The organism is Neomesorhizobium albiziae (genome assembly GCF_900114255.1).
Taxonomy (GTDB): Bacteria; Pseudomonadota; Alphaproteobacteria; order Rhizobiales; family Rhizobiaceae; genus Neomesorhizobium; species Neomesorhizobium albiziae.
The window spans coordinates 21,236-44,561 of sequence record NZ_FOSL01000014.1; the positions used below are offsets into that span (position 1 = coordinate 21,236).

Consider the following 23,326-nt stretch of genomic DNA (forward strand, 5'->3'; position numbering starts at 1 on the left):
CAATGCCGAACCCACTTCTCGATATCCGGATCGGCACCATGGTGCAGGCCAATCTCAACGATCCAGCTGCTTATATGCGACAGATCCTGCCGCTCGGCTTCGAGAGCATACAGCCGTTCTTCTGGCAGACGCTCGGCGGCAAGGACATCCCTCGCCTTGCGGGCGAGCTGCGTGAGGCGATCGGCAGCGCAGATGTCACCATCAGCTCTGTCGGTGTGTTCGGCAATCCGCTGGAGGACGGCGACAAGGACCGCGAGGTACTCGCCGCCTGGGAAACGATCATCGCCAACGCGCATCTGTTTGGCACCAACATTGTCAGCGGCTTTACCGGCCGCGTCCGCGGCAAGCCACTTACCGACAGCCTGCCGCGTTTCCGCGAGGTCTGGAGCAAGCTTGCCAAGCGTGCGGCGGACAAGGGGGTACGCATCGCCTTCGAGAACTGTGCGATGGACGGCAACTGGGCAACCGGCGACTGGAACATCGCCCACAACCCCGACGCCTGGGAACTGATGTTCAACGAACTGCCCGACGACAATCTCGGCCTCGAATGGGAGCCCTGCCATCAGCTTGTCTATTTGATCGACCCGATCCCGCAGATCCGCAAATGGGCGCCGAAAATCTTCCACGTTCACGGCAAGGACGCGACAGTGCGCTGGGACGTGATCCGCGAGCATGGCGTCTTCGGCAAGCACCCCTTCGTGCAGATGCGTACGCCGGGCTTCGGCGACAGCGACTGGACCCGCGTAATCAGCGAATTGCGGCTCGCCAGCTACAGCGGCGCGATCGACATCGAAGGCTGGCACGACCCGGTCTATCGCGGCGATCTCGAAATCACCGGTCAAGTTAGAGCCCTTGAATATCTGAAGGAGTGCCGCGGCGGGCCTGAATACGTGCCCGCCGCGACCTGAACGTCTGCCGGAGAATGCTGGAGCCCAATGGGCGAAAAGGGAGGAAGGCAATGACACATGCAATGAGGAAGCTGGGCGTGCTTTTCGCAGCGGTCAGCGCGCTCGCAATCACGGCGTCGGTGACAACTGCCAGCGCCGAGTCGCTGCGTGACAATTGGTGCAAGGACGTGCACCTGCGCTTCTTCGCAGGTGGCGCGGAAGGCGACGCGTTTGCGTCGATCGTCTACAACGGCGCTCTGCAGGCGGCCAAGGATACTGGCGCGCAGGTCGACTACGTTTTCTCGGGCTGGAAGGCAGAGACAATGGTCCAGCAACTGCGTGAAGCAATCGCCGCGAAGCCCGACGGGATCGCCATGATGGGTCACCCGGGCGAAGCGTCGATCATGCCGCTCGCCGAGGAAGCCTCCAAAGCCGGCATCAAGATGATGTACCAGAACGTCCCACTTCCGGGTGTCGTCGCCAAGTTTGGTGGCGGCTACGTCGGCGCACAACAGGGTCCGCAGGGCAAGGCTCTCGGAGAGGAAGCGGTCCGCCGCTTCGAGCTCAAGTTGGGCGACTCGGTTATCGTGTTCGGCCCCTTCGATCAGCAACCCGAGCGTTATGTGCGCGAAGGCGCTACCGCTGACGCACTCGAAGCGGCCGGCCTCAAAGTCACGCGCATTCCCTCACCGACCGAGTGGGCGGCCGATCCGAACCTCGCCATTTCGGCCGTAACCGCCGCGCTGACCAACGATCCGGCGGTCAAGGCGATCATCTATCCGGGCGGCCAGCTGCTCGGTAACGCTACAGCGTACATGCAGGCGGCCGGCAAGAAACCCGGTGAAGTCATCAATATTGGGTTCGACACGAGCCCGCAGATCGTCGCTGGCTTCAAGGAAGGCTGGGTGCAGCTTACCGCTGACCAGCAGCCGTTCCTCCAAGGCTACATGCCGATCCTGAGCCTTTGCCAGCAGGTCGTCTACGGCCTCGCACCGATCGACGTCGACACCGGCGCCGGCTTCGTAACCCCCGACAACTACGCCGCCGTCGCAGATCTCGCAACCGAAGGGCTGCGCTAGCGTAACCTGCGCGCCCGTCGCGAGACGGGCGACGCAACATGCCGGAACCGGATATGGCTCAGCACATCATCGAACTGAAGAACATCACCAAATCGTTCGGTACGGTCTACGCGCTGGGCGGTGTCAACTTACACGTAGATCCCGGCGAAGTCGTTGGGCTCCTCGGCGACAATGGCGCCGGCAAGTCAACGCTCATCAAAATCCTGGCGGGTGTCATCAAGCCTACCTCGGGCGAAATTGTCGTCAACGGCGAGCGCGTCAGCAACTGGAGCCCGGCCCGTTCGCGCGCCGCGGGCATCGAAACCGTGTTCCAGGATCGCGCTCTTGCAGTCCAGCAGTCGATCGTGCGGAATATCTTCATGGGCCGCGAGTTGGCCGGCCGGTTCGGTTGGCTGAACCTCCGGAAGCAAGTGAGCGAGGCCGAGCGGCTGATGCGTGAAATCGGCTTCACGTCGAAGGTTTTCTCGCCCAATTCCATTGTCGGGCAGCTATCGGGCGGCGAACGACAGGGCGTTGCGATTGCCCGCGCCATCCTGAAGCAGGCAAACCTCATCGTGCTCGACGAACCGACGACGGCCCTGTCGCTGACCGAGACAGCCAAGGTGTTCCACTTCGTGCGCCAGGTGCGTGCGTCAGGTCGCTCCATCGTCTTCATTGGCCACAACATCCACCACGTCTATGACATCGCCGAGCGCTTCGTCGTGATTGATCGTGGCCGCGTCGCGATGGAAAAGAAGAAATCCGACATCGCATCCGCTCAGGAGCTGATCGAATACATGGAATGCGTAGCGAGGTCACAGGGCGTGACCGCCGGGGAGATGGAGTGATGACCGAGGTTTCGAGAACGACCGCCACGATGGCGCTTCATCCGGCCGAGCGGCCGCTGCGGAAGTTCCTGTTCTCCAATCGCGCCGCCCTCGGCTCGCTCGCCGTTTTCGCGGTGATGCTGCTCGTCTTCTTTGTGGCAAACCCTCGCGTCTTTTCCAACTGGGGACTTTACGCGGCAGTGCTCACGACTTTGCCGGTGGCCCTGTTCATGGTGGCCCCGCTCGTCTTCGTCGTTACCTCCGGAGAGATCGACCTTTCCTTCCCGGCGATGATGGGCTTTGCGTCGCTCGCCTTCGCCTATGTCGTCCAGGCCGGCTTTGATCCGTTCCTTGGAATCGCCGCCGCACTGGTAGTAGGAAGCCTCCTTGGTTTTGGCGTCGGCGCGCTGGTGGTCTATGGCGGGCTCTCGTCTCTGGTGGCGACACTTGGCATGAACTTCATGCTGCGCGGCCTCATTCTCATCGTCACCAATTCGAAGTCGATTGCCGTTCCGCAGTTGCGGGATAGCCTCGCGTTCAAGATCACTTCCACCCAAATCTGGGGAATCCCGCTGCAGATCGTGTGGGCCATAGCCTTCGTGGTCTTCTGCGCGCTGCTCTACAACCGGCACCGCTTCGGTGCGCAGGTTCATGTGGTCGGCGATAACCCGGACAGCGCCAACGAGATGGGCATTAACGTGAATCTCGTTCGTGTAAAGGTGTTCGCATTCATGGGCGTCGGCGCGGCGCTCGCGGGCGTCTTCTCGACCATGATTAATTTCACCTGGTGGCCGACCTCCGGCGACGGATACCTGCTGCCGGTGATCGCTTCAGTCTTCGTCGGCGGTACCCCGCCTTGGGGCGGTATCGGAACGGTGGTTGGTGCCGCCGTCGGCGCGTTGACCGTGTCCTTCATCCAGACCGGCGTGCTGGGCGTTGGACTGTCGGGCTTTTACGTCCAGTTCTTTTACGGCTTGATCATCATTCTGTCGCTGCTCGGTCACAGATGGAACCAAGCACGATATCGCTGAAGGCCATGTATGCGAAAGGTGCTCTGCCGGGTCGCTGGCGTAGTTGTTCTAACGAGCAGATCTTCGAGATGCATGGCGACGAGGAATTCATCCTCCAGGATCAGAACCCGCTTCGCTTCCTGTCCCGTCACCCCGTCCTCCAACTACCTCTTGCCCAGCGGGCAAAGGTGCCACGATCGTGCATACCAGGCCGGAGGGTGCGTATTCAACGCGCACGTCGCCGCCGAGTTCCGCCGCCAGAGCCCGCTCGATCAGACGTGAACCGAAGCCCTTGCGCTTCGGCTCGGCGACCGGAGGCCCGCCGCTCTCTTCCCAATGCAGGACGAGCCGGCGGTCGGCATCTGCTCCTTCGATGTGCCAAACGAGCACGACATGGCCATGATCGGTTGACAGCGCTCCATATTTGACGGCGTTGGTGCCGAGTTCATGCAGAGCCATGGAAATCGCAAGCGCTGCGTTAGGGGAGAGCCGGATGCCAGGCCCCTCGATCCGGAAGCGGTTTTCTCCGCCCGCGTGCGGCCTGACCGTGTCGGAGACGATATCGGCCAGGTCCGCGCCCTGCCAACTTTCGCGCGTCAATACATCATGCGCCTTCGCCAGATTGATCAGCCGCGACTGAATCGCGGCTTCTTCGTCGGCTAATTCGGCTGTTGGTTCCGCCTTCCACGAACCCTACGCACCTCTATTGCCCAACTGATCAGCCGATGCGGGCATCTGGCGAGCGACGATTTCGGCCGGCGCAGGTGCAGCAAAACATGGTCACCCACTTGTAACAAACCTCAGTCGATCCGTTTGAGCGTCGATCAAAGCTCGGTCATCGTTGGGGCGGTTTCCGGCGGCAACGCGAGTGGTTGGATTTTTCACTGGAGGGTTCGATCCAGATAAAAGGCCGGTTGCCAAAAAGCAAAGGAATTCCGTGATCTGGCGGTCTGGATGTCGTGAAAGAAAGGCCGGAAACACGCATTGCGCGTGCTTCCGGCCTCTGTCGATCCAGGAGGAAGGGACGTTACACCCGGCTCGAACCCTCCGGCGATCAATGATCTGCGGTCGCCTTTTTCGATGTTGGGATGGATTTTAGCGTCCGTCGCCTGAACGCAGGCCGAAGGTGCGGTTCATTTTCCGTTCATCCGGCTTGGATTCCGCATGAGAAGGGGCGCGCCGAAATGATTGGCCGCGCCCGCCATCTCACCACCTACGGCAAGCCATACGGCAATCCATAATAGTCGTGAACGCGCTTGCCATAGTCGCGATCATTCCAGTTGGGTTCGTCATCGGCGGAATAGCGTGGCGCGTCGGCGAGTTGCTCTTGCGTCCGGCTTATGACAAAACCGTCCTGGTCTTCACTGTATGTCAGTTCTGCCCAGGGAACCGGGTGGTAGTCTTTCCCCAAGCCAAGAAAACCTCCTATCGACAGGATCGCGTATTTCACGGTGCCGTCCTTTTTGCCGATGACTATGTCGTCAACCTGGCCCAGGTGATCGCCCTGCCCGTTGTATACATTGGTGCCTGTGACGTTCGAAGCACGAACATTTTCCCAAGAAACTGTGTCGTCATTCATCACGAAACCTCCCTAAGTGCTGATGTCAATCAACGTCTGTTTCATGCAGTCGTTCCGCGTGCTCTCCCGCCCAAGTTTTCGATCGTGACCCGCAGCTCCCACAGGGAAAACGCCGCGAAACGTTTGGCTGCGCCACTGCACGAGAAATCGCGCCGATGCTGGCAACGGGATGGTCTCCTATGAGACTTGGGATCCGAACGCCTGCAGGCAGTCCGGAATTTGGTCCGCGTCCGAGGAGGATGTCCGCGTGTTTCAAGTCCTGATGGAAAGGGGCAACAACTTCATGCAACGCCCCATAGACGGCAAATCACCTCCCGTGCGCGTGCCCCTTGTCCGACATTCCGCGACGAGAGAGAGCCAGGGAACGTTCCCCCAATTCTGGCGTTGAGCCGCTATCACCTGACACGTGATCAGGGTGAACAAGGGAAGGAAACGTTATGAAACTTATGATCATCTCCGCCGGGGTACTTGCGCTTGGTCTGTCTGCAGGCGTCGCAATGGCTCAAACAAGCTCTTCGGGAGGTACTGATGCTGCAGCCAGCATTCTCACCGATGCTGCGACAATGAAGCCATTCTTCTCGGACGAGGCCATGGCCACCATGAAATCGGACGAGGAAGTCAAGGCTGCCTTCAACGCCCTCCCCGCCGAGCAGCAAAAGCAGATGAAGAGTGAATGCCAAAACGCAACTGACCCCAAGTACAAGGACTTCTGCACCAAAATCGGCACGATGTGATCGCAGCACAACCACACGGGGGTTCGCGGACCCCGTGTGGTTGTTTATGCCAAGGCAGTAGCGTGCGAGCGAGGTATTGTCGCACACCGGCTCCGGATCCGGCGTTTCCAGGAAACAATGCGCGCCCTCACGAACCGAGAATGCACTACGCGTCCCTACGGGGATCGCGCTTCAAGCATGTAAAGGTTTCGCCTGGCAGGACGGGTGAAGCTCCGCAAGTTATTCGTTGGTTGGGGAACTGAAGTCGCGAAAAATGCCGTCAAGATAAGCGCCATGCGATATCCGTGGCCAAACAACATCGCATGTGTAGCCCTTCTTCCGGCCGGGTACGCCGGGACGGCCAAACGCAATTCGCTAAGTGTGTCGAGTGTTTCGATGGCTCCAACGCCTATTGAATTCGCTGAGTGCGTTCAGGGTTTCTTCGTCGCTTTTCACTCTTCCCCACTCGCCGATTATGGCCAGGAGTTCGGGGCTGGCGTCGAGATGATCGAATGCCAGATAGATTTCCTTCCGGATCGCAAGCAACGTCGCGTTGGTCGAGGGAAAAGGGCCGCCGGAATCTGCCATTGCGACTCAATGCGCCGTGGCGTGCTTTGTTCCGGCAACCATAAACTTCCGAAAACGGGTGCGGGAGTCTCGCGGGATCCTGAGCCCAGGTCTCTCGCCGCGTCGAATCTCGAGCCAGCATCGACAGAAGTTTGACGAGCACGAGGTCGCCTGTTCAAGCCTTGCTGCACGTCGGTCGGTTGGGCCTCCGTCCCGTCTTTCGCGGATGCAGGCCAGCGGACCGAAACCTCTCCATGTAGGACCCCAGAAGTTCGACCAACAAGTGTTCGCTCGCGGCGGCAGCTGCAGCATTTTATACGAAATCTATCTCAACCGGCGTCCGATTGGCATCCGTGGCGTACTTACTAAAACAGACCACGTGTTATTAGGCGTGCGGTTTCAACGAAGGCAAATGCGACGTCCTTGATATCCTGGTATCGCACATGCCGGCGAGGATGAGCGGTTTGCAGCTGTCCGCAGGGTGTGCTTCCCTCGGGTCAATCAGCACCCCTTGCGAGGCCTCCGATGAACGAACCCATCACCGCCTTCGATCTCGGCCGCATGTTCTTCGGGGATGAGCCGCCGCTATTCCTCGCCGAGATCGCTATCCGGACCATCATCATCTACGTCTACACGCTGCTGCTGATCCGCTGGATCGGCAGCCGGTCGATCGGGCAGCTGTCGATGGTTGAATTCCTGCTTGTGATCGCGCTTGGCTCGGCGGTCGGCGACGCGATGTTCTATCCCGACGTGCCGCTGGTCCACTGCATGGTGGTGATCACGATGGTCGTGTTGCTCGACAAGTTTCTCAGCCTTTTGGTGTCGCGCAGTGCCATTCTTGAGGACGCTATCGAAGGCAAGAGCATCGAGGTGGTGCGCGACGGGCTGATCTGCTGGAAGGAACTGGAGCGGATGAACATCGGCCACGACGAGCTGTTTGAGCAGCTGAGACTGAACAAGATAGAGCGACTGGGCGAGGTGCGAGGCGCCTATTTCGAGACCAATGGCCTGCTTTCGGTATTTAGGGCAGAAGCGGAGATCAAACCTGAAAGTCTGTCGATCATGCCGCCTTGGGACGTCAGCAAGCCACGACAATTCGAGGCTGGAAGCACACCGGACGGCGATCGGCAATTCGCTTGCATCCGCTGCGCGACCGTCGTCGATCCAGTAGAAGGCAAAGCACTGTCTGCCTGCCCACGCTGTGGTGGCGAAACCTGGCACCGGGCGGCACCGCCACCCGGTGCCACGCAAGAGCAGGAACCAGGCAAGACGGCGCGCTCGGGCAAACCGAAAAAGGGTGTGGCCCGGCGGTCGCAGACTGAGTGATGGCGAGTGGCGCGCCGCAGCCGCTCGCCGCGGCTCCTGTTACAGCGAATCCTTCAATCTCTGTTTGGCGTCGCCATAACCCTTCTGAACCTTGCCGGCGATTTTCTCGGCAGTGCCTTCGGCTTGAGTCTGCTTGTTGCCGGTGGCCTTACCGGCGGCCTTCTTGACTGAGCCCTTCACCTGCTTGGCGACGCCCCTGACTTGATCCTTGTTCACCATGAACCGCATCTCCTGTTGCGCTAACTTTGCGGAGCACAACGGATCATCGACGCTTCGGTTCCGGAAGGTGCTGGCAAAACGGCTTTTGAAATCATTACGAAATTCGACGCGCTCCCCCGCGCCTTTTTGCACAGGCTCCGATTCGCTGATCTGGAATTTCTCGAAGGCGATCCTACAGAACGACAGGCCAGAAGACGCCCCGAGAATCACGTTTTTGTAGATTGCCCGCTCGCGGAGAGCTTGTGGGCGTGATGCTGATGGCTGCCGTAGCTGATCGAGTAAGCTCGAGTAAGTTCAGCGCCAAACAAGAAGATAAGAGAAGAATAGTAGACCCAAAGCAGCGTTAGGATAAGTGCGCTCGCAGCCCCGTAAGATGACGCCACAGCACTCGAACCCAAGTACCATCCAATCATCGACTTGCCGGCCGTGAAAAGGAGCGCTGTCACCAGCGCGCCGACAGCAACGTCTTGCCAGCCGAGGCGCCGGTCTGGCAGAACCTTATAGATCGCGGCGAAGAGAGCCGCGACCAGTATGAGGGAAATCAGCTCGTTGATCGCGGCCAAGACTATCTCGGCAAATGGAAGGTGAGCGTCGAGAAACTGACCAAAAGCCGAGATCGCGGCGCTTATCACCAGAGACACAATCAGGAGAAAGCCGAGCGACGCTACCAGCCCCAGGCTTAAGGCACGTGCCCAAATGAGACGCGAAACCGATACCTCACTCGGTTCAGCTTTCCAGATCACATTCAGCGCCGACTGCATTTCACCGAAGACGCCGGAGGCGGTCACTAAGAGGGTCACAATGCCAATCACCGCCGCCCAGCTCCCAGAGGTTTGGTTTGCGGCACTTGCCGTGACCGATTGAATGAGCTGCGCACTTTGATCGCCCATCACGCTGCGCAGTTGATCATCCAACGCCGACTGGGCGGCTTCCCGCCCAAAAACCAGCCCTGCAATGGCCACCACTATGAGCAGGATCGGGGCCAGCGAAGTGACTGCAAAGAATGCCATAGCCGCTCCGCGACTGAGTGCTTCGTCATTGATGAACCCCAGGGCAGCTTGCTTCAACAACGACCAGATCTTGAGGTGCATGACCATCCTCAGCCTCAACTTGTTGTGCAAAGGTAGAGGGCGCGATAAATCAGAATTCTGCTAGAGCGAACTGGTTCCCTGGCGACGGCGAGACGCTTCTCACACCCTCGTAGTTCTGCGCCTTCAGCAGCCGCGCCAGGTGCGCCGCGTTGGAAACCGCCATCTTCAACATCTCCACTACCTTTTCAGCTGCCTGGCAAGTTGATATCGCCCATCGCCTCCCCTGCCCAATAGACGCCGCCATTAGCGGGGATAGTGAAACCGACAAAGTTGAGCGCCTGAAAAAGGCAGCGTGGCAAGCGTGCGCTGCATCTTCGTTGCCGACAATCGCCACCAACGCCACCTTTCCAGCCGCCGGCATGCGACCTTTTCTATCGGTCTCGTACAGAAAAGCGTCCAAGCGTTCCAGCACCCGATTGGCGACGCTCGACGGCTGTCCCATCCAGATCGGCAGGCCGAGCATATCGGCGGGAACTATTTTTTACGGATGTTCGGCCAATCGCCGCCCTCGCCTTCTCCGGCGGACCGCCAGGCTTGATGTTTTTGTCGACTATGCGCAGTGGTTTTCCCGCCGTCACCTTGTGCTTCCCCAGCGCTGCAGTCAGATCGGACAAAGGCGGTCGGTCGAGCTTTTCTCATTAGCGTGCAACGTTTTAAGGAAACAATGAGGGCGAAAGCGGTGAGTTTTTGTCCCGCATGGCTTTCTCCTTAGACAGGGAGCGCAATGAACAGGTAGGAGGTTGCCGCCGCTCCGTGGAAGCACGCTGCCGTTACTTCGAGCGAGTACCGAAAAACTCGCTTTGTAATTGAATTGGTGTGGAGGACGCAAACGCCAGAGGCGCGCGCCGCCGCTAGCCCTCGCCCACATCGGGCAAGAACCAGGACGAGGTCGACATATGGTTCTCAGCGCCGGAGTAGGCGTTGAAGCCCGCTGCCCGATGATGTGCTGAAGGTCGTCGCCACGACTGAGAAGTTGCGCAACACCCTGGAGCTGTCTTCGAAGCGAAGTCACAAGCTGGTCAGTTGCCGCTATTTTGATCGGTGAACTATCGCAATGCGTTGCGATAGTCGTTAACGGCGTCCCAAGCCGTCTCGGCCAATGCCAAGCCCTCCTGACGTGATGACAAGTTTGAGATGCTCAAATAGTGTGCCCCGAAACCGGGGGCAGTAGGAAATGCCGCACGACTTTCAGGACGATATAGATGCCATTCAGAGCATCTCAGCCGTCCCCACCATTCTCGATGTGGTTTGTCAGACGACGGGCATGCGCTTTGCGGCGGTGGCGCGTGTCACCGAAGGCAGATGGGTGACGTGCACCGTCCTCGACAACATCGATTTCGGCTTGAAGCCGGGAGACGAACTCAAGGTCGAAACAACGATCTGCCATGAAATCCGGCAAAGCCGGGAACCCGTTGTCATCAATCACGTGGCGAAAGATGGTGTGTTCTGCGGCCATCCGACACCGGCGATGTATGGCTTCCAGAGTTACATCTCGATGCCGATCATCCTGAGAAGTGGTGAGTTCTTCGGCACGCTTTGCGCCATAGATCCAGCCCCGGCTCAACTGAAGAATTCCAAGATCATTGGTATGTTCAAGCTGTTCGCCGAACTGATCGCTGCCCATCTGGACGCCAACTCCGATGTATCAAAAGCTCGGTCGGATTTGAGGGATGAACGCGAGATCTCGGAACTGCGCGAGCAGTTCATCGCAGTGCTAGGACATGATCTTCGCAACCCGCTTGCGTCTATCGACGCGGGAACGAAAATGCTTCAGCGCGTGCCGCTGGATGAAAAGAGCCGAAGCGTTGTCGCTTTGATGCAAGGAAGCGTGTTGCGGATGCGAGGGTTGATTGACAACGTTCTCGACTTCGCCCGCGCCCGCCTGGGCGACGGACTGAATGTGGAGTTCGATGCGGAATCCCCGTTGGAGCCTGTGCTTGAACAGGTAGTCTCGGAACTGCGATCGGCAGATATAGGCAGGGAAATCCAAACGGACTTCAGGCTGACGGCAAGGGTCGCCGTCGATCACCAACGCATTTCGCAGATGGTTTCCAACCTGCTTGGAAACGCTCTGACCTATGGGGCTGAAAATACGCCTGTTCACGTGCGGGCAACAACGGAGAACGGTGAGTTTGTTTTGTGGGTCGAGAACACTGGTGAGCCCATTCCCGACGAGGCGATGCGACGTTTGTTTCAGCCCTTCTTTCGCGGCAAAGTAAGGGCCAGCCACCAGGGCTTGGGTCTGGGCCTCTTCATCGCGCAAGAAATCGCCCGCGTTCATAAGGGAACGTTGGAAGCAAAGTCGGACGAGAAGAGAACCCGGTTCACGTTTCGAATGCCGTTAGACGTTTCGTGACACCGTTCAGCGAACAGTGCTTACTTGAGTCTCTGAAGCGACCACACCGTGGGCTAGCTCCGGCCCGCCTTGATAGGCCTCCAGATGCCCACCTTGGGCAGCCGGTCAACGTCCACTTCGAGCAGCTGCACCTTCGGGGCTCCCTTCATGCCCCACACTTGCGGCTGCACGCCAAGCTTCGCCATACGCTCGATCTGCTCAGGCCGGGTGATGGTGCAATGCTCGATACGATTGACACCCGTCGTCGGTTTGAGCCCGTAGACCGCCTCGATGGCATCGAGAGCATTGTCGAGTGCCGCATCGCCGTTGGCGCTTATTTAGGGCCCATCTCCCGCTGTGTAGGTCGTCTTGCCGTTCTTAATCGTCTCCATCACCTTCAGCTCGCGCAGCGCCTGCGGCTCCACCTTCAGCGGATTGCGATCAAGGATGACGAAATCGGCGAGCTTGCCGACCTTCAGAGTGCCTTTGGTATCCTCCTGGAAGTTCTGGTAGGCGGCCCAGGTGGTGACCGAGCGCAGTGTGTCGTAGGCCCCGATACGCTGGTCCGACCCGATGACGTCGCCGGAGCGACTGGTGCGGTTGACCATCGCCGACAGGATCGCGATCGCGCTGGGAAGGGGCACCGGCGCATCGCCGTGACCACACTCTAAAGTCTGCTTCAGCCCGCGGCCAAAACGAGTGCCTTGACCGCAGCCCGAAGCAGACCTTGTTGTGCGCGACGTTGACGCTGCAGTCCGCGCGTACTGCACTATTTATGGCATAGGCCCTTGGAAATTCGCCGAAATCAGTCCCGAGAAACGCCGCTGACGATTTGCACTCCGTTCAGAGGCTCGCCCAACTTATGCGTCTCCGTTCGGTTGCGGAGGGTTGGGAGCAGCGACTTGGCCGTAGTTGTCGTGAAGACGCCACCACGTATAGGGATCGCCCTGAGGACGCCCGTGCGGCGCCTCCTGCCAAGTCTCCTGCCGACCTAACAGCGTCATGTCGAGAAACGACCAGACGGGACCTATTTCCTCAATGCCGCGTCCGTTCAGAAAGTAGGTACGGAAAATACGTTCACCACGACGGATGAAGACGTTGATGCCGAATTGTTCTTCAACACCGAAGTCCCGAGAGAACCGCTCGTCCGACAGCGAATAGAAAGGTATGTGGCTCCATCCCATCCGTTCGCGCAGGCTCTCGATCTTGTCGATAGGAGCAGCAGTGACGAAGGCGAGGGTCGTGTCGCGGGCCGCAAGATGGGCAGGATGAACGACGGTGTCAGCAAACATCGAGCAACCGCTGCATGCCCCATCCGGCCAATTCTCGACATCGGGCGCATAGAAGAAGCGATAAACGACGAGCTGTCGTCGTCCTTCGAACAGCCCCAGCAGATCCCTATCACCGTCTGTGCCAATGAATCTGTAATTGCGGTCAACTTCGGTCACCGGAAGGAGTCTGCGCTTGGCGACCAGACGATCCTTGGCTTTCATCAAGGCCTTTTCCTCCGCTAGCAGCTTCTCGCGGGCAGCCTTCCATTGATCTTCCGAAACCACATCGAAGTCGCCAATGGGTTCGCGCATGGACGGAGCAGGAACTCCGGGACCTTCTTGTCGAGCCATATTCTCCTCCGCTGCGAGCATTGCATGTTTGCATGCAACGGCTATGCAACACGCAGGTTGCATAGGGATAATTTGTTTGCGGTTCGAAGCTCATACTCTCCCTCAGCAAGACCGACTGCTTTCCACCCCAAAGCCAACCTTCGTCCGGTCGGGTCGCAATGCCATTACGCATGTCGCCTGAACGTTTTCTTTTGCACGATGTCTCTCGAAAGCTGCCTGATCGAAATCCACCAGGCGCGGCCGTTTAACGCTGTGCCGGTTAGGGGCCAAACCAGACTGTCGGCTTTTGGTATGTGATCGTGAGAAGCTGACGTTCGGCAAGCGACCTCAATGCGGAGCGAACCTTGATCGGTAATTTTCCAGATAACGGTCGCCGTCAGGGTGCTCTATCCGATAACCATGCAGATTGTTGCCGCCGCCGCGCTGCCCTTCGAGGCTAAACAAGCTGACTTCTCATTCGAGATCGACAGTCAGATCATAGCACCATTCGATGCCGTGCCGTTTCGCATTGAGCAGTTGCCTTACGGGTTGGACGACAGTCTTTTTTGGGCCCCGTGACGAAAACGATGCGGCGCTTTTCGTGGCCGAGGAAGGGGAGATGTCCTGTGGGGGCTTTGCGTCACATGGCTGTAAAGTCAACGCATCCGCTGTCGCCGGCGAAGGATTATTGCATATACTCCGCCGATCCCGACGCCGACAACTAATGTTGCAACGATTAATAGAAGCCACGACATCGCCGGCTACTGCTAGCTGTCGAATGGTGGTTCTTTTTGTAATGTGGGTTCATTGAGGATTTGTGACATGCCTGGCGGATGGGGGATTTACAACCCCCGCGCTCAACAGCGCTCAGGCACGTACATTTCGTCGGCAATAGGTAGCAAACGCCGCCTTCGCCCAAAGCTGACAGCGCCTTATCTGTGGCTTCCTCTTCAGCCAGCGTCTCTGCAAGAATTGCAGCTGCATCTTCCGCATGATGCGCTACCGTTTTTGTTCGCCGCGGTTGTCTCTGTCGAGCGTCTTATTTGTCTCGCCTCGCCCCCGGTCCGCAAGACCACCCAAACTCAGGTGTTCTTGGGTTCGACGGCTTCGTCAGCATCTTTGAAAGCGTCGTAGCCAGCGTTCCAATCGCTGTAATCTCGAGACTTTGCCTCGAAAGGGTTTGCGTCTCGTCCAACGCCAGTGCGAGCGGCCACTACGCCCTGATCGAATGGTGCCGTTTTGCTCTCGTCGCCTTGTAGTTTTGACATAAAACCTCCCGGTACGCGAGCAATGGATAGGGCGCAGTGCCCTTGTTTCGGAACGAGCCGGCGGGCAGATGCGACCGGCAGCAAGCCGGAAGGCGAGGGGTCACCTCCCGGCCCATGCTCCTGCCGCAGGTTTGGCGGTGTGGGGGGATCGCGGCAGGGGTAGACATAATGCACCTGAGGCGAGCGGCCCGTCCAATCACGTTGGAAAGTGCGATGCAAACAGCACTACGTCGACAATATTACGACGGGGAACCGGACCCCGGGACGGTCAGAATACTGGCCGGGCCGAGGGAGTGACGCCCGTCAATACCCGCCGATGATCGGCAGGATTTCGCCGGTGATGTAGCTGGAACATTGCGGCGAGGCCAGGAACACATAGGCAGGCGCGATCTCCTCCGGCTGGGCCGGGCGTTTCATCGGTGTCCTGGCGCCGAATTTGGAGACGTCCTCGGCTTCCTTTTCCGAAGGGTTGAGCGGGGTCCACACCGGCCCCGGAGCGACCGCATTGACCCGAATGCCCTTGCCGACAAGGTTGCCCGAAAGCGCACGGGTGAAGGCGTGGATGCCGCCCTTGGTCATCGAATAGTCGACCAGTTCCTTCGAGCCGTCGATCTTCCATTCCTCGCCGGGTTTAGGGTGATGCTGCCTGGGGAAGGTCGGAGCGGGATATTTCGGCGCCAGCCTGCATGGCCTTCTGTCGGCGCGATCGGGCTTGCGGCGATCGTCGGCATCAACTTGAGCGCTGCTCTTCAAGTTAAGCGAGTGAGGAATTTCCCGGCCTCCCCGCCGCAGCCAAGAACGCTTTTCTTGCCGTTGTCGAAGTCGAGTTCTTGGGTTGGTCTGAAGACGGCCAGCTTCGGCATCCTTCATTCAAACAGGTACGGGACGATCGGTCGGGGGAAGAGCTGCTGTGAAGTTTTGATTCCTGGAGTGAGCGGTTCCGACCTGCCTCTACAACCAAGCCTCCCGCGTCGTGCCAACTGTCCGCTCGAAATGGGGCAGTTCAGAACGCGAACGGACGCCCAGTTGGACAGTTGGAATGGAACAAACGGAGGTACCGGAACGTTGTTTCAGGTCGGCGTGCGACCAACAGACAACCGTCTGACAGCACCATCTAGGAGACCTCGATGGATACCACCACCCTACTCATTATTATTCTTGTTCTTGTTCTGCTCGGCGGCGGCTGGTTCGGTCGTGGGCGTTGGTATTAATCAAAGCGCTCAAAGGCATGCAATCGGGCGCCACCCACGTTCGCTAGGGCAAATTTCGACCTAAGACACTGCGGGCAGTCTCACAGACAGGCGGAACACCTCTCTGCGCCTTATGATTTTCGGTGATTGCCTGTGGCCGCCAACCTACAAGGTTGGTGATGTTGCTTGGAACCCAGCACTTGGACATCGTTGCTGCGAGAAGCGCGCCTCCTCGGAACAGCGCGTCACGAGCCGCATTACATGTTGTTGGCCCTTACCATCCGGCCGACTACCTGAGGCGCCTTCTGAAAGATCCGCAAGCAGAGGCGCCTCCTTTCTTCGCCGCAGCTGATCCTTGGCGGCTTGCGGCGGAGGGAGAGGCGGAAATACCCACACTTTTGGTTGCTCCTTTCCTACGATCATTCGCGCGCACGTTACGTCGTGAAGGACTTTTCCGCGAAACTTATCGAGCCTCCTACGACAAATCCCCCGCTAAGCATCGGAACAGCGCAACCCCACGCGCGTTGAAACAGGGTCGGCACCTTGTTTTACCAGAGCTGGGACCGACGTTGGAGGCGCTCCCGTTAGCGTCTCTCTTTCGCGGTGACGTTGCGACCATTAATGGCGTTTCTGGCCCGCGAAAGGGGAGCAATCAAGTCCAGATCCGTGGTTGCTCCCTTCATTCCGAGGGCCTTTCAGCCCCTCATTCGCCGGCGTTGTTCACCTGCAGAGCATCTCGCAGGACGGCGATCATTATTCTGCTTGGTAATGCGGTCCTTGCCCGCGCATTTGACCGCAGTGCCGGGTTTTCTCGATGAGAGGTTCGATGCTGAAGCGATCGATCATTTCGGCGGCTTCGGAGTATGGAATGGGATACTCGTACTCATAGCGCGTGACCGGCCCCGGCTGACTCTTAAGGGTGATGAACGCCTGGTCCTTGTCGATCAGCCGGATACGGGCGCGCATCATCGGCGTGCGCGCAAAATAGCCCTGACGAACCCGCAGCCGCTCTGTTACCAGCGCCTGCCAGGAATCATCATTGACAAGAAATTTCCGTTCGATCTCCACGGGCATGACACGTTCCATTCTTAATGCGCAACGCACGGAACCGCTCGAAAGCCGTTGCGTTCAGATTAAAAGGGAGAACAACATGGCAAAAAAATTCAAGCTGCCCAAGAAGGTCGCCGGGTACAGAGTGCCCAAATCCGCCCGTAAATCGAAGATGCTGCGCGCCCTGCTGAACAATCCTATGGGGCGTGACGTGCTCGCCAACGCCTTGACCGCGGGCGCCGGCGCCGCCGCCGCCGTGCTTGTCGAGCACCGCGAGGATCTTGCGGCAGCGGGCAAGAAGGGTGCGAAGAAGGGCGCCAAGAAGGGTGCACAGGCGGCCAGTCTGGCAGTCGAGGCCGCGCAGAGTGCGGCTAATGCGATGATCGACGTGGTACGCGGCGCCGCCCACACCTTCCTCCCCGCGACACAGAAGGCTGCCGCTGGGCACTCGAAACGCCCAAAAAGGGCGGCGGTGAACTAGTAAGGGGTTCACGTAAGAAGGGCTATCCGGCCCGCAGCGGATTGCCCCGCCCGATGGAACGCTGGCTTCTGCGCAGCCATAAAGACACCGCCCTGCAGCGGATAACGTCGAGCGCGATCCTTCGGGCTTTTGGCGTCCTGTTGCGCCATCACCCCGGCGCCGCCTTTTCCATGCTAGGCGCGGGGGCGGCCCAAGCTGGGAGGGCTGCGGTATCCGAGGTCGGCAGTGCCTTACACCTGACAGATGAAGGCGCCGCAATCGACAAGGGTGAATGATCGATTGAATGCACGTTCGATGTCCGCGTCAGTCGGATGAGCCACGGAAATGGCATCAAAATCCGCCCTCCCCTGAAAACCAAGCGATGTAATCCAAACGACCTCACCGCGAACCCCAGGGCTGAGAAACAAGAAATCGTTGTGGAAGTCGAATTCCGAGGTTGCACCGAAGATGGCCATATTACCGCATTGATCAAACAAATAAGCCCGCCGCGTGAGGACGGCGGGCTGAGATCGATCCTGAACTAGTATTCAGGCCGCTTCCTGCATTGCACGTGTGTTGACACCGCCTTCGCCCAAAGCTGACAGTGCTTCATCAGTGGCTTCTTCTTCAGCCAGCGTCTCGGCAAGGATTGCAGCAGCATCTGTCATACCCAGCAATCCAATAGGCGGACATCACTCCTCCCTCAAGCACGCACGCAGCGATCCAAAAGCTGAGATGAATTCTCAGTCCCGAGGCGCCCAGCATGCATTTCGTGTTTACCGTCTGTGACTGCCCAGGCCAAATTGGACAAACTTCCCCTGCGGCGGTGCGCTCGAACCCGGTTATAGCTTGACCGCCATCTCCCGACCCCAGTGACGGAGCTTGCGGCAGGACTCGATAAAAGCGGCAATCGCCTTCGGATCATCGAGGCTAATCATGCCTTCGTCGGCTTTCGGATCGACGCCCGCCTTCACCAGCAATGGTGCTGCGGTGGGCGAAAACGCAATGAATTTGCAGTGGGCGAAAGCATCGGCCACGAAATCACGTGCTGTGGCCTCGCGCGTCAGCTGTTCGGCACCTTCCTCCGAAACGATTAGCGCCACTGCATCGAACAAGACGGAGGGTCCACCATCGATCATGTGCTTGGCATCAATCCAGCTGCCGTCCTCTGCCTCGACCCCGCCTACTTTGGGAGCGACGACCTCCATCACGGCCCCTTCCTTTTCGACTGCCGATTGAAGCGAATTTAACAAAGCTGCATCAGCTCCTACGCTGACCAATACCCCGACCTTGCGGCCGGCAAAACTTTCTGGGCCGTTTTCAATGATGCTTAAGGCTGGCGAGGTGGGCAAGTCGTCGCGGGGCTCTACCGCTGCATCGGCGGGTTTTGGCAGTTTTTTGATGCCAAGCTTATCTGCAATCGCCGTGCCCAGCGTCTCGTCGATGTTGAGTAGGTGCGAGACCATCCGTTCTCGGATGACAGGATTCTCGCATTTGCTAAGCTCGAATGTCAGCGCCACTACAATATGGCGTTGCTCGGGCGGTGTCTGACTGATGAAAAATTGACGTGCTTGGCTATAGTGGTCGGCAAAGCTCTCGGCCCGCAGACGCACTTTTTGGCCCTCTTCCGGATTGGCAAAAGTCGGGAAGCCTTTTTGCGGGCTTTCCCTCGGCCCCTCGCCCCAGGAATTTGGTTGATAATTGACGCGCCCGACAGGGTTGCGCATCGCCATATGGCCGTCCTGCTGAAAGTTATGCAACGGGCATTTGGGCGCGTTGATTGGGATGTGAGTGAAGTTCGGGCTTCCCAGCCGCTTCAACTGAGTGTCGAGGTAGGAAAAATTGCGGCCTTGAAGTAACGGATCGTTTGAGAAGTCGATGCCGGGCGGCACATTCTGCGTCATGAACGCGACTTGCTCTGTCTCTGCAAAGAAGTTGTCAGGCATGCGGTCGAGTACCAAACGTCCGACTGGCACAGGTTCCAGAACCTCTTCGGGGATGATTTTGGTTGGATCCAAAACATCAAAGTCAAAGCTGTCGGCAAACTCCTGGTCGAAAAGCTGAAGGTTCAGCTCCCATTCGGGGAAGTCGCCTGACTGGATGGCATTCCAAAGGTCGCGACGGTGAAAGTCCGGGTCAGCCCCGTTGATCTTGACGGCCTCGTTCCAGACGACCGACTGCATGCCAAGCTTTGGCTTCCAGATGAATTTGACGAAGGTGGATTCGTCTTTGGCATTAACCAGTCGGAATGTATGAACGCCAAATCCTTGCATGAAGCGGAAGGATCGGGGGATGGCCCGGTCCGACATGACCCACATGATCATGTGCATGGATTCCGGCGTCAGGCTGATGAAATCCCAGAAATTGTCGTGTGCAGATTGCGCCTGGGGGAAACCGCGGTCGGGCTCGGGTTTCACCGAATGGATGATGTCGGGAAATTTGATTGCATCCTGGATGAAGAAGACTGGAATGTTGTTGCCAACGAGATCCCAGTTGCCCTCCTTGGTGTAGAATTTAACTGCAAAGCCGCGCACGTCTCGCGCGAGATCGACTGATCCCTTGGAACCGGCGACGGTCGAAAAGCGTACGAACACGGGCGTTTTCTCGCCGGCTCGCTGGAAAAGGTCAGCTCGCGTATAGGGAGCCAGCGACTCGTAGGTTTCGAAATATCCATGCGCACCGTAACCGCGTGCATGGACGACGCGCTCTGGAATGCGCTCGTGGTCGAAATGGAAGATCTTCTCGCGGAAATGAAAATCCTCGAGGACCGTTGGCCCACGCGACCCTATCTTGAGCGAGTTTTGATCGTCAGCGACCGGTCCGCCTTGAGCGGTCGTCAGGACCTCAGTCTCGCCTTCTGCAAGCTGATGAAGCTCCCCTCCATTTCCCCTCACCAGCTTTTGATCATGGATTGTCGCGGGCTTGCCCGTCGGCTGTCTGCTGGTTTTGGCCATTTTTGCGTTCCCTAAAGAGAAAAGGTGCGCGCGGTTTGCACGTCTCTCATAATCCAAAGAGGGGCCATCGGTTCCTGACGGAGCGCATGTTTCAAATTTTCAGGAAGCTTAGCTGCGGAGCGCAGCGCAACATCGCCTTACGAGGCTTGAAAACCCGCTCCGGAGAACTGCATGCCGTAGTATCGATCGGCCTGCCGTCAGGGCAAACCAGATGACATGCGACCAACACGGCCGCAGCGACCAGCGCTGTTGGAAATTGCGTTTTGGCCGCTTTAGTGACGTTCCGGTTGTTGACCATCCGATGCCCCCCATCTTCGCCTCTTCGAGCTTCATGCGAAAGGCTTTCAGATGATTTCGATGACGATGATCCCTGTCACCCCCACCAGGAAGCGGCTCATGCCGGCGGCGTTTTCCGCCGGCACACTCAGGCTATCGAGGGCCCAATCCAAGAGAGGGAGGGCGACCGGCAAGAGATTGGCGATTTCGCTCATCTCAAATGGTGGAGGCACCATGCACGGAACCGTTTCGGTCCACGGCGGTTGTTGCGCATCAACTCAGGAGGTATTGAAATGATTTTCCGAAGCGCACTTGCCGCCACCATCCTGCTCGCAGGAACCGCATTCGCGGCTGCCCAGACTGTAGTCGTCACCCCCGAACAGGAAGTCGTGGTCCGGGAATACGTGAAAAACAATCCGGTGGTCGTCGAACGTCCATCCAACTTTGAACTGGTAATAGGGGCGATCATTCCTGATATTCTCAAGCCGGGCGCGCTTGCCGACAACACCGTGCCAAACAAGTATCAGTACGTCGTAATGGACGGCCGTACCGTGCTTATTGAGCCCCAGACCCGCAAGGTCGTACACATCATAGACTGACCGGCGGGCGCCCTGATGTAGAAACACTGCATCAGGGCGCCTTTTACTAGACAGCTTCCTTCCGCCGCTTGCCTCTTGCTGGAGCGGCGCGTCGTTCCTTCGTCTTGGGTCCGCTGGATGTAACTGTGCCAGCTCTTTCGGCCGCAGTTGCTCTGGCGAAGAAGCGCTGCTGCTTGTCGGTGAGCTCCACGTCCGATTTCCTAATGCGGGCTCAAAGTAGGAAGTCGCGATGCCATCATACGCGATCGCTACGACCTTCGGGCGCCCGGGAGAGACTATCAGCCGCTGTTCCAAATGCTCACTGATGGTGGTGCAGTGAAGGCGTTACAATCTCTGTGGCTCTTTGAAGATCATCGATCACCTGGATCGGTCTTGGAGACATTGCGGACGGTCGTCGACCAGAACGACGGCTTGCTCGTCACCGAAATCACAAACTTGAACTGGGGACACTACCGGGTTCTTCCGGGCGCTGCGGAATGGCTGGCTACGCATTATCCGCATGCATATCGATAGACTGCTCCCAGCACCTTGGCCTGACCGCGTACTCTGGTCGTTATGATATGTCGAGTTAGCCACCCTCCCGCTCTCTGCCATTACCTCACGGGTTGCAGGGTCTCCACCACGCAATGACGTCCTAACGCATTGCAGGGTGGAACGGTTTGCCGATTCAGCGGTTAGGCAAGTTCAACCCACTGGAGGCTCAAATGGACCATACTAATCACGTACGGCTTACTAGCGATGAACTGGTGCCCGAAATACTGCAAGGCGCCACAATCTATGGCCCTGACGACGAAGAGGTCGGGACGGTTTCCCACATGCACGGCAGCCAAGTCATATTGGAAGTAGGCGGCTTCCTTGGCATTGGCGCCAAGTCCGTCGCCATGTCAGCTGACCAACTCGACTTCATGCGAGATGAGGACGGCGACGTTCACGCCATCACTACCTGGTCGAAGGATCAGCTAAAGGAAATGCCTGAACATCTGAACGAATAACTGACACGGCCCGACTTCCGTCGGGCCAGTTTCACCTGCAGGCGGCCGTTCGATGCGTGGGGAAGCTTCACTAGGACTGCGTAATCTATCTGGCCTCTTGGCGGTGAGGATCGGCGATGGATGCAACCCTGTGGAGTAGCCTGGGCCAAGGGGGACTTGGAAGGGGCGCTCTTATGACCGGCTAAATCGGACAGCCTCCTCCCAGCGCGGGATAATCCGCCTAAAGCGCGGTCAGATAAATAGCTCCAACTCCAACGTGCGCAGCTACTGCAGTTGCGGCTTGCGCAGAAAGCTGGTGCGATCGGCCGACGTGATGCGCAGCCATGTTTCGCGGCCGTCGCGCACCACGCGCATCGGGATCTCTGTTCCTGCAGGGCCGCTCTTCCATAGCTTGCGGTAGAAATCGGCCAGACCGAGAACTTCTTCGTTCCGGATATCCGAAATCATATCGCCGCGACGCAGACCTGCCTGATCAGCCGGACCTTCTTCGACGACGCTTATGACCACAACCGCGCCGTCGCTCTCGACGGAGAACGTACCGAGCCAAGGCCGTGGCGGCTTGCTGACCTGGCCACGATTGATCAGCTCGTCGAGAATGGGCGGCAACAGGCTGATCGGCACGACCATGTTGAAATCCGCACTCTCGCTGTTTCGGCTCATCTGCAGGCGCAGAGAGCCGATACCCAGCAGTTTGCTGTCCATTCCGACGAGTGCGGCACCACCCCAGGAGGGATGAGCTGGCGCGATGAAAATTGCCTCGTCCAGCAAATATTCCCAATAACCGGCGAATTCCTGCTTGGCGACGATGGTGGCCTCCACGGATCGGCCGACGCCATCGGCAAGTATGACGGGATCGCCGATCTGGGTTTCGGCCGCGTTGCCGAAGTCCAGCGCGGGAAGGGCCAAGGTGCCAATTGCCTGCACCAAACCGAATCCGGTTTCCTGGTCGTAGGCAAGCGCATGGGCGGCAACAAGGCGTCCGTCATTTGTCGTCACCCACACTTCTTCGGCCTCAATGATTAGATAGCCGATCGTCAGCACCAACCCGCTTTCCCGGATGACGACACCACTTCCTTCCCGCTTGGTACCCAGTGTTGTAGCCGTAAAGGCGTCTTCGGGAACCGAAGAACGGAGGGCCACGATTGAGCGGAAAATCGGATTGATGTTCATGCTTCTAGCCCAGGCATACGTCGCAGACCAACATCCCATACGTATGAAGCGCAACGCTCGGTGCAAGCCCTGAAACGAGGCAGCAGCGACAGCTTAGCCCAATTGGCGGAAGCTGACGTTTCGTGACGAAATGCGCCCAAGACCGCGGGACGTT

General features: G+C 58.4%; 24 protein-coding genes and 4 pseudogenes. 13 read left to right on the forward strand and 15 right to left on the reverse strand.

The features are described 5' to 3' along the window. The first annotated feature begins 2 nt into the window (after positions 1 to 2). Genes F3H98_RS19995 through F3H98_RS20010 form a run of 4 tightly spaced genes read left to right on the forward strand, consistent with a single transcriptional unit; the run spans position 3 to position 3,803 of the window. Complete coding sequence (locus tag F3H98_RS19995) at positions 3 to 908, forward strand: sugar phosphate isomerase/epimerase family protein (RefSeq protein ID WP_210249699.1); 906 nt, start codon at positions 3 to 5, stop codon at positions 906 to 908. Between the two features lie 50 nt (positions 909 to 958). Continuing rightward, positions 959 to 1,966, forward strand: a complete 1,008-nt coding sequence (locus F3H98_RS20000) for a substrate-binding domain-containing protein (protein WP_149762111.1) — start codon at positions 959 to 961, stop codon at positions 1,964 to 1,966. Between the two features lie 53 nt (positions 1,967 to 2,019). After that, the gene (locus F3H98_RS20005; protein ID WP_149762112.1) at positions 2,020 to 2,793 is read left to right on the forward strand and encodes an ATP-binding cassette domain-containing protein; all 774 of its coding nucleotides are present in this window, start codon (positions 2,020 to 2,022) and stop codon (positions 2,791 to 2,793) included. Then, on the forward strand, positions 2,793 to 3,803 hold the full coding sequence (locus F3H98_RS20010) for an ABC transporter permease (protein ID WP_149762113.1): 1,011 nt from the start codon (positions 2,793 to 2,795) through the stop codon (positions 3,801 to 3,803). The genes F3H98_RS20005 and F3H98_RS20010 overlap by 1 nt, the downstream gene beginning before the upstream one ends. A gap of 87 nt (positions 3,804 to 3,890) precedes the next feature. Here F3H98_RS20010 and F3H98_RS20015 read toward each other — a convergent pair. Continuing rightward, positions 3,891 to 4,442, reverse strand: a pseudogene (locus tag F3H98_RS20015) (sensor histidine kinase); the annotation flags it as partial. Positions 4,443 to 4,995: 553 nt separating this feature from the next. Further along, positions 4,996 to 5,361 carry a PRC-barrel domain-containing protein gene (locus F3H98_RS20020; RefSeq protein WP_149762115.1) on the reverse strand — a complete coding sequence of 122 codons (366 nt, stop codon included), beginning with the start codon at positions 5,359 to 5,361 and terminating at the stop codon, positions 4,996 to 4,998. A gap of 437 nt (positions 5,362 to 5,798) precedes the next feature. Between F3H98_RS20020 and F3H98_RS20025 the strand changes: the two genes are divergently transcribed. Then, on the forward strand, positions 5,799 to 6,095 hold the full coding sequence (locus tag F3H98_RS20025; protein ID WP_149762116.1) for a hypothetical protein: 297 nt from the start codon (positions 5,799 to 5,801) through the stop codon (positions 6,093 to 6,095). A 354-nt stretch (positions 6,096 to 6,449) separates the two neighbouring features. Here F3H98_RS20025 and F3H98_RS20030 read toward each other — a convergent pair whose 3' ends face one another. After that, positions 6,450 to 6,662, reverse strand: a complete 213-nt coding sequence (locus F3H98_RS20030; protein WP_149762117.1) for a hypothetical protein — start codon at positions 6,660 to 6,662, stop codon at positions 6,450 to 6,452. Positions 6,663 to 7,202: 540 nt separating this feature from the next. Between F3H98_RS20030 and F3H98_RS20035 the strand changes: the two genes are divergently transcribed. Then, positions 7,203 to 7,967, forward strand: a complete 765-nt coding sequence (locus tag F3H98_RS20035; RefSeq protein WP_188130483.1) for a YetF domain-containing protein — start codon at positions 7,203 to 7,205, stop codon at positions 7,965 to 7,967. Between the two features lie 39 nt (positions 7,968 to 8,006). Here F3H98_RS20035 and F3H98_RS20040 read toward each other — a convergent pair whose 3' ends face one another. From F3H98_RS20040 to F3H98_RS20050, 3 genes and pseudogenes are all read right to left on the reverse strand, one after another. Next, entirely contained in the window at positions 8,007 to 8,195 is a 189-nt protein-coding gene (locus F3H98_RS20040) for a CsbD family protein (protein WP_188130495.1), read from the reverse strand. A 197-nt stretch (positions 8,196 to 8,392) separates the two neighbouring features. Continuing rightward, entirely contained in the window at positions 8,393 to 9,277 is an 885-nt protein-coding gene (locus tag F3H98_RS20045) for a YihY/virulence factor BrkB family protein (protein WP_149762119.1), read from the reverse strand. A gap of 49 nt (positions 9,278 to 9,326) precedes the next feature. Beyond that, positions 9,327 to 9,926: pseudogene (locus F3H98_RS20050) on the reverse strand (flavodoxin family protein). A gap of 525 nt (positions 9,927 to 10,451) precedes the next feature. Between F3H98_RS20050 and F3H98_RS20055 the strand changes: the two are divergent. After that, positions 10,452 to 11,633, forward strand: a complete 1,182-nt coding sequence (locus F3H98_RS20055) for a GAF domain-containing sensor histidine kinase (RefSeq protein WP_149762120.1) — start codon at positions 10,452 to 10,454, stop codon at positions 11,631 to 11,633. 53 nt (positions 11,634 to 11,686) lie between these two features. Here F3H98_RS20055 and F3H98_RS32540 read toward each other — a convergent pair whose 3' ends face one another. From F3H98_RS32540 to F3H98_RS20070, 3 genes are all read right to left on the reverse strand, one after another. Then, the gene (locus F3H98_RS32540) at positions 11,687 to 11,950 is read right to left on the reverse strand and encodes an amidohydrolase family protein (RefSeq protein WP_149762203.1); all 264 of its coding nucleotides are present in this window, start codon (positions 11,948 to 11,950) and stop codon (positions 11,687 to 11,689) included. Continuing rightward, on the reverse strand, positions 11,951 to 12,382 hold the full coding sequence (locus F3H98_RS20065) for an amidohydrolase family protein (protein WP_280178012.1): 432 nt from the start codon (positions 12,380 to 12,382) through the stop codon (positions 11,951 to 11,953). 90 nt (positions 12,383 to 12,472) lie between these two features. After that, positions 12,473 to 13,195, reverse strand: coding sequence for a DUF899 domain-containing protein (locus tag F3H98_RS20070; protein ID WP_149762122.1), 723 nt, complete (start codon positions 13,193 to 13,195; stop codon positions 12,473 to 12,475). Between the two features lie 438 nt (positions 13,196 to 13,633). Between F3H98_RS20070 and F3H98_RS31160 the strand changes: the two genes are divergently transcribed. After that, positions 13,634 to 13,792: a hypothetical protein gene (locus F3H98_RS31160; RefSeq protein ID WP_188130485.1), complete on the forward strand. Its 159-nt coding sequence runs from the start codon at positions 13,634 to 13,636 to the stop codon at positions 13,790 to 13,792. A gap of 992 nt (positions 13,793 to 14,784) precedes the next feature. On the opposite strand, the pseudogene F3H98_RS20075 reads toward F3H98_RS31160, so the two are convergent. Continuing rightward, positions 14,785 to 15,096, reverse strand: a pseudogene (locus F3H98_RS20075) (SDR family oxidoreductase); the annotation flags it as partial. Between the two features lie 209 nt (positions 15,097 to 15,305). On the opposite strand from F3H98_RS20075, the pseudogene F3H98_RS32545 reads away from it, so the two are divergent. Then, a pseudogene (locus F3H98_RS32545) lies at positions 15,306 to 15,395 on the forward strand (hypothetical protein); the annotation flags it as partial. Between the two features lie 1,029 nt (positions 15,396 to 16,424). Here F3H98_RS32545 and F3H98_RS20080 read toward each other — a convergent pair. Beyond that, positions 16,425 to 16,745: a CYTH domain-containing protein gene (locus F3H98_RS20080; RefSeq protein ID WP_188130486.1), complete on the reverse strand. Its 321-nt coding sequence runs from the start codon at positions 16,743 to 16,745 to the stop codon at positions 16,425 to 16,427. Positions 16,746 to 16,821: 76 nt separating this feature from the next. On the opposite strand from F3H98_RS20080, the gene F3H98_RS20085 reads away from it, so the two are divergent. Next, positions 16,822 to 17,202 carry a hypothetical protein gene (locus F3H98_RS20085; protein WP_149762124.1) on the forward strand — a complete coding sequence of 127 codons (381 nt, stop codon included), beginning with the start codon at positions 16,822 to 16,824 and terminating at the stop codon, positions 17,200 to 17,202. 53 nt (positions 17,203 to 17,255) lie between these two features. Further along, a complete protein-coding gene (locus tag F3H98_RS20090; RefSeq protein ID WP_149762125.1) occupies positions 17,256 to 17,477 on the forward strand; it encodes a hypothetical protein in 222 nt (73 codons plus the stop codon). A gap of 252 nt (positions 17,478 to 17,729) precedes the next feature. On the opposite strand, the gene F3H98_RS20095 is transcribed toward F3H98_RS20090, so the two are convergent. The 3 genes from F3H98_RS20095 to F3H98_RS31165 all read right to left on the reverse strand — a co-directional run bounded on the left by F3H98_RS20095 (position 17,730) and on the right by F3H98_RS31165 (position 20,626). Further along, entirely contained in the window at positions 17,730 to 17,849 is a 120-nt protein-coding gene (locus F3H98_RS20095; protein ID WP_149762126.1) for a hypothetical protein, read from the reverse strand. Between the two features lie 174 nt (positions 17,850 to 18,023). After that, positions 18,024 to 20,135, reverse strand: a complete 2,112-nt coding sequence (gene katE, locus F3H98_RS20100) for a catalase (RefSeq protein ID WP_149762127.1) — start codon at positions 20,133 to 20,135, stop codon at positions 18,024 to 18,026. 344 nt (positions 20,136 to 20,479) lie between these two features. Further along, positions 20,480 to 20,626 carry a hypothetical protein gene (locus F3H98_RS31165; RefSeq protein WP_188130487.1) on the reverse strand — a complete coding sequence of 49 codons (147 nt, stop codon included), beginning with the start codon at positions 20,624 to 20,626 and terminating at the stop codon, positions 20,480 to 20,482. A gap of 78 nt (positions 20,627 to 20,704) precedes the next feature. Between F3H98_RS31165 and F3H98_RS20105 the strand changes: the two genes are divergently transcribed. Together F3H98_RS20105 and F3H98_RS20110 are read left to right on the forward strand one after the other, a co-directional pair. Then, positions 20,705 to 21,010, forward strand: coding sequence for a DUF1236 domain-containing protein (locus F3H98_RS20105; protein ID WP_149762128.1), 306 nt, complete (start codon positions 20,705 to 20,707; stop codon positions 21,008 to 21,010). A gap of 704 nt (positions 21,011 to 21,714) precedes the next feature. Continuing rightward, entirely contained in the window at positions 21,715 to 22,002 is a 288-nt protein-coding gene (locus F3H98_RS20110; RefSeq protein ID WP_149762129.1) for a PRC-barrel domain containing protein, read from the forward strand. A 264-nt stretch (positions 22,003 to 22,266) separates the two neighbouring features. Here F3H98_RS20110 and F3H98_RS20115 read toward each other — a convergent pair whose 3' ends face one another. Then, positions 22,267 to 23,172: a S1C family serine protease gene (locus tag F3H98_RS20115; RefSeq protein ID WP_149762130.1), complete on the reverse strand. Its 906-nt coding sequence runs from the start codon at positions 23,170 to 23,172 to the stop codon at positions 22,267 to 22,269. Positions 23,173 to 23,326: the final 154 nt, after the last annotated feature.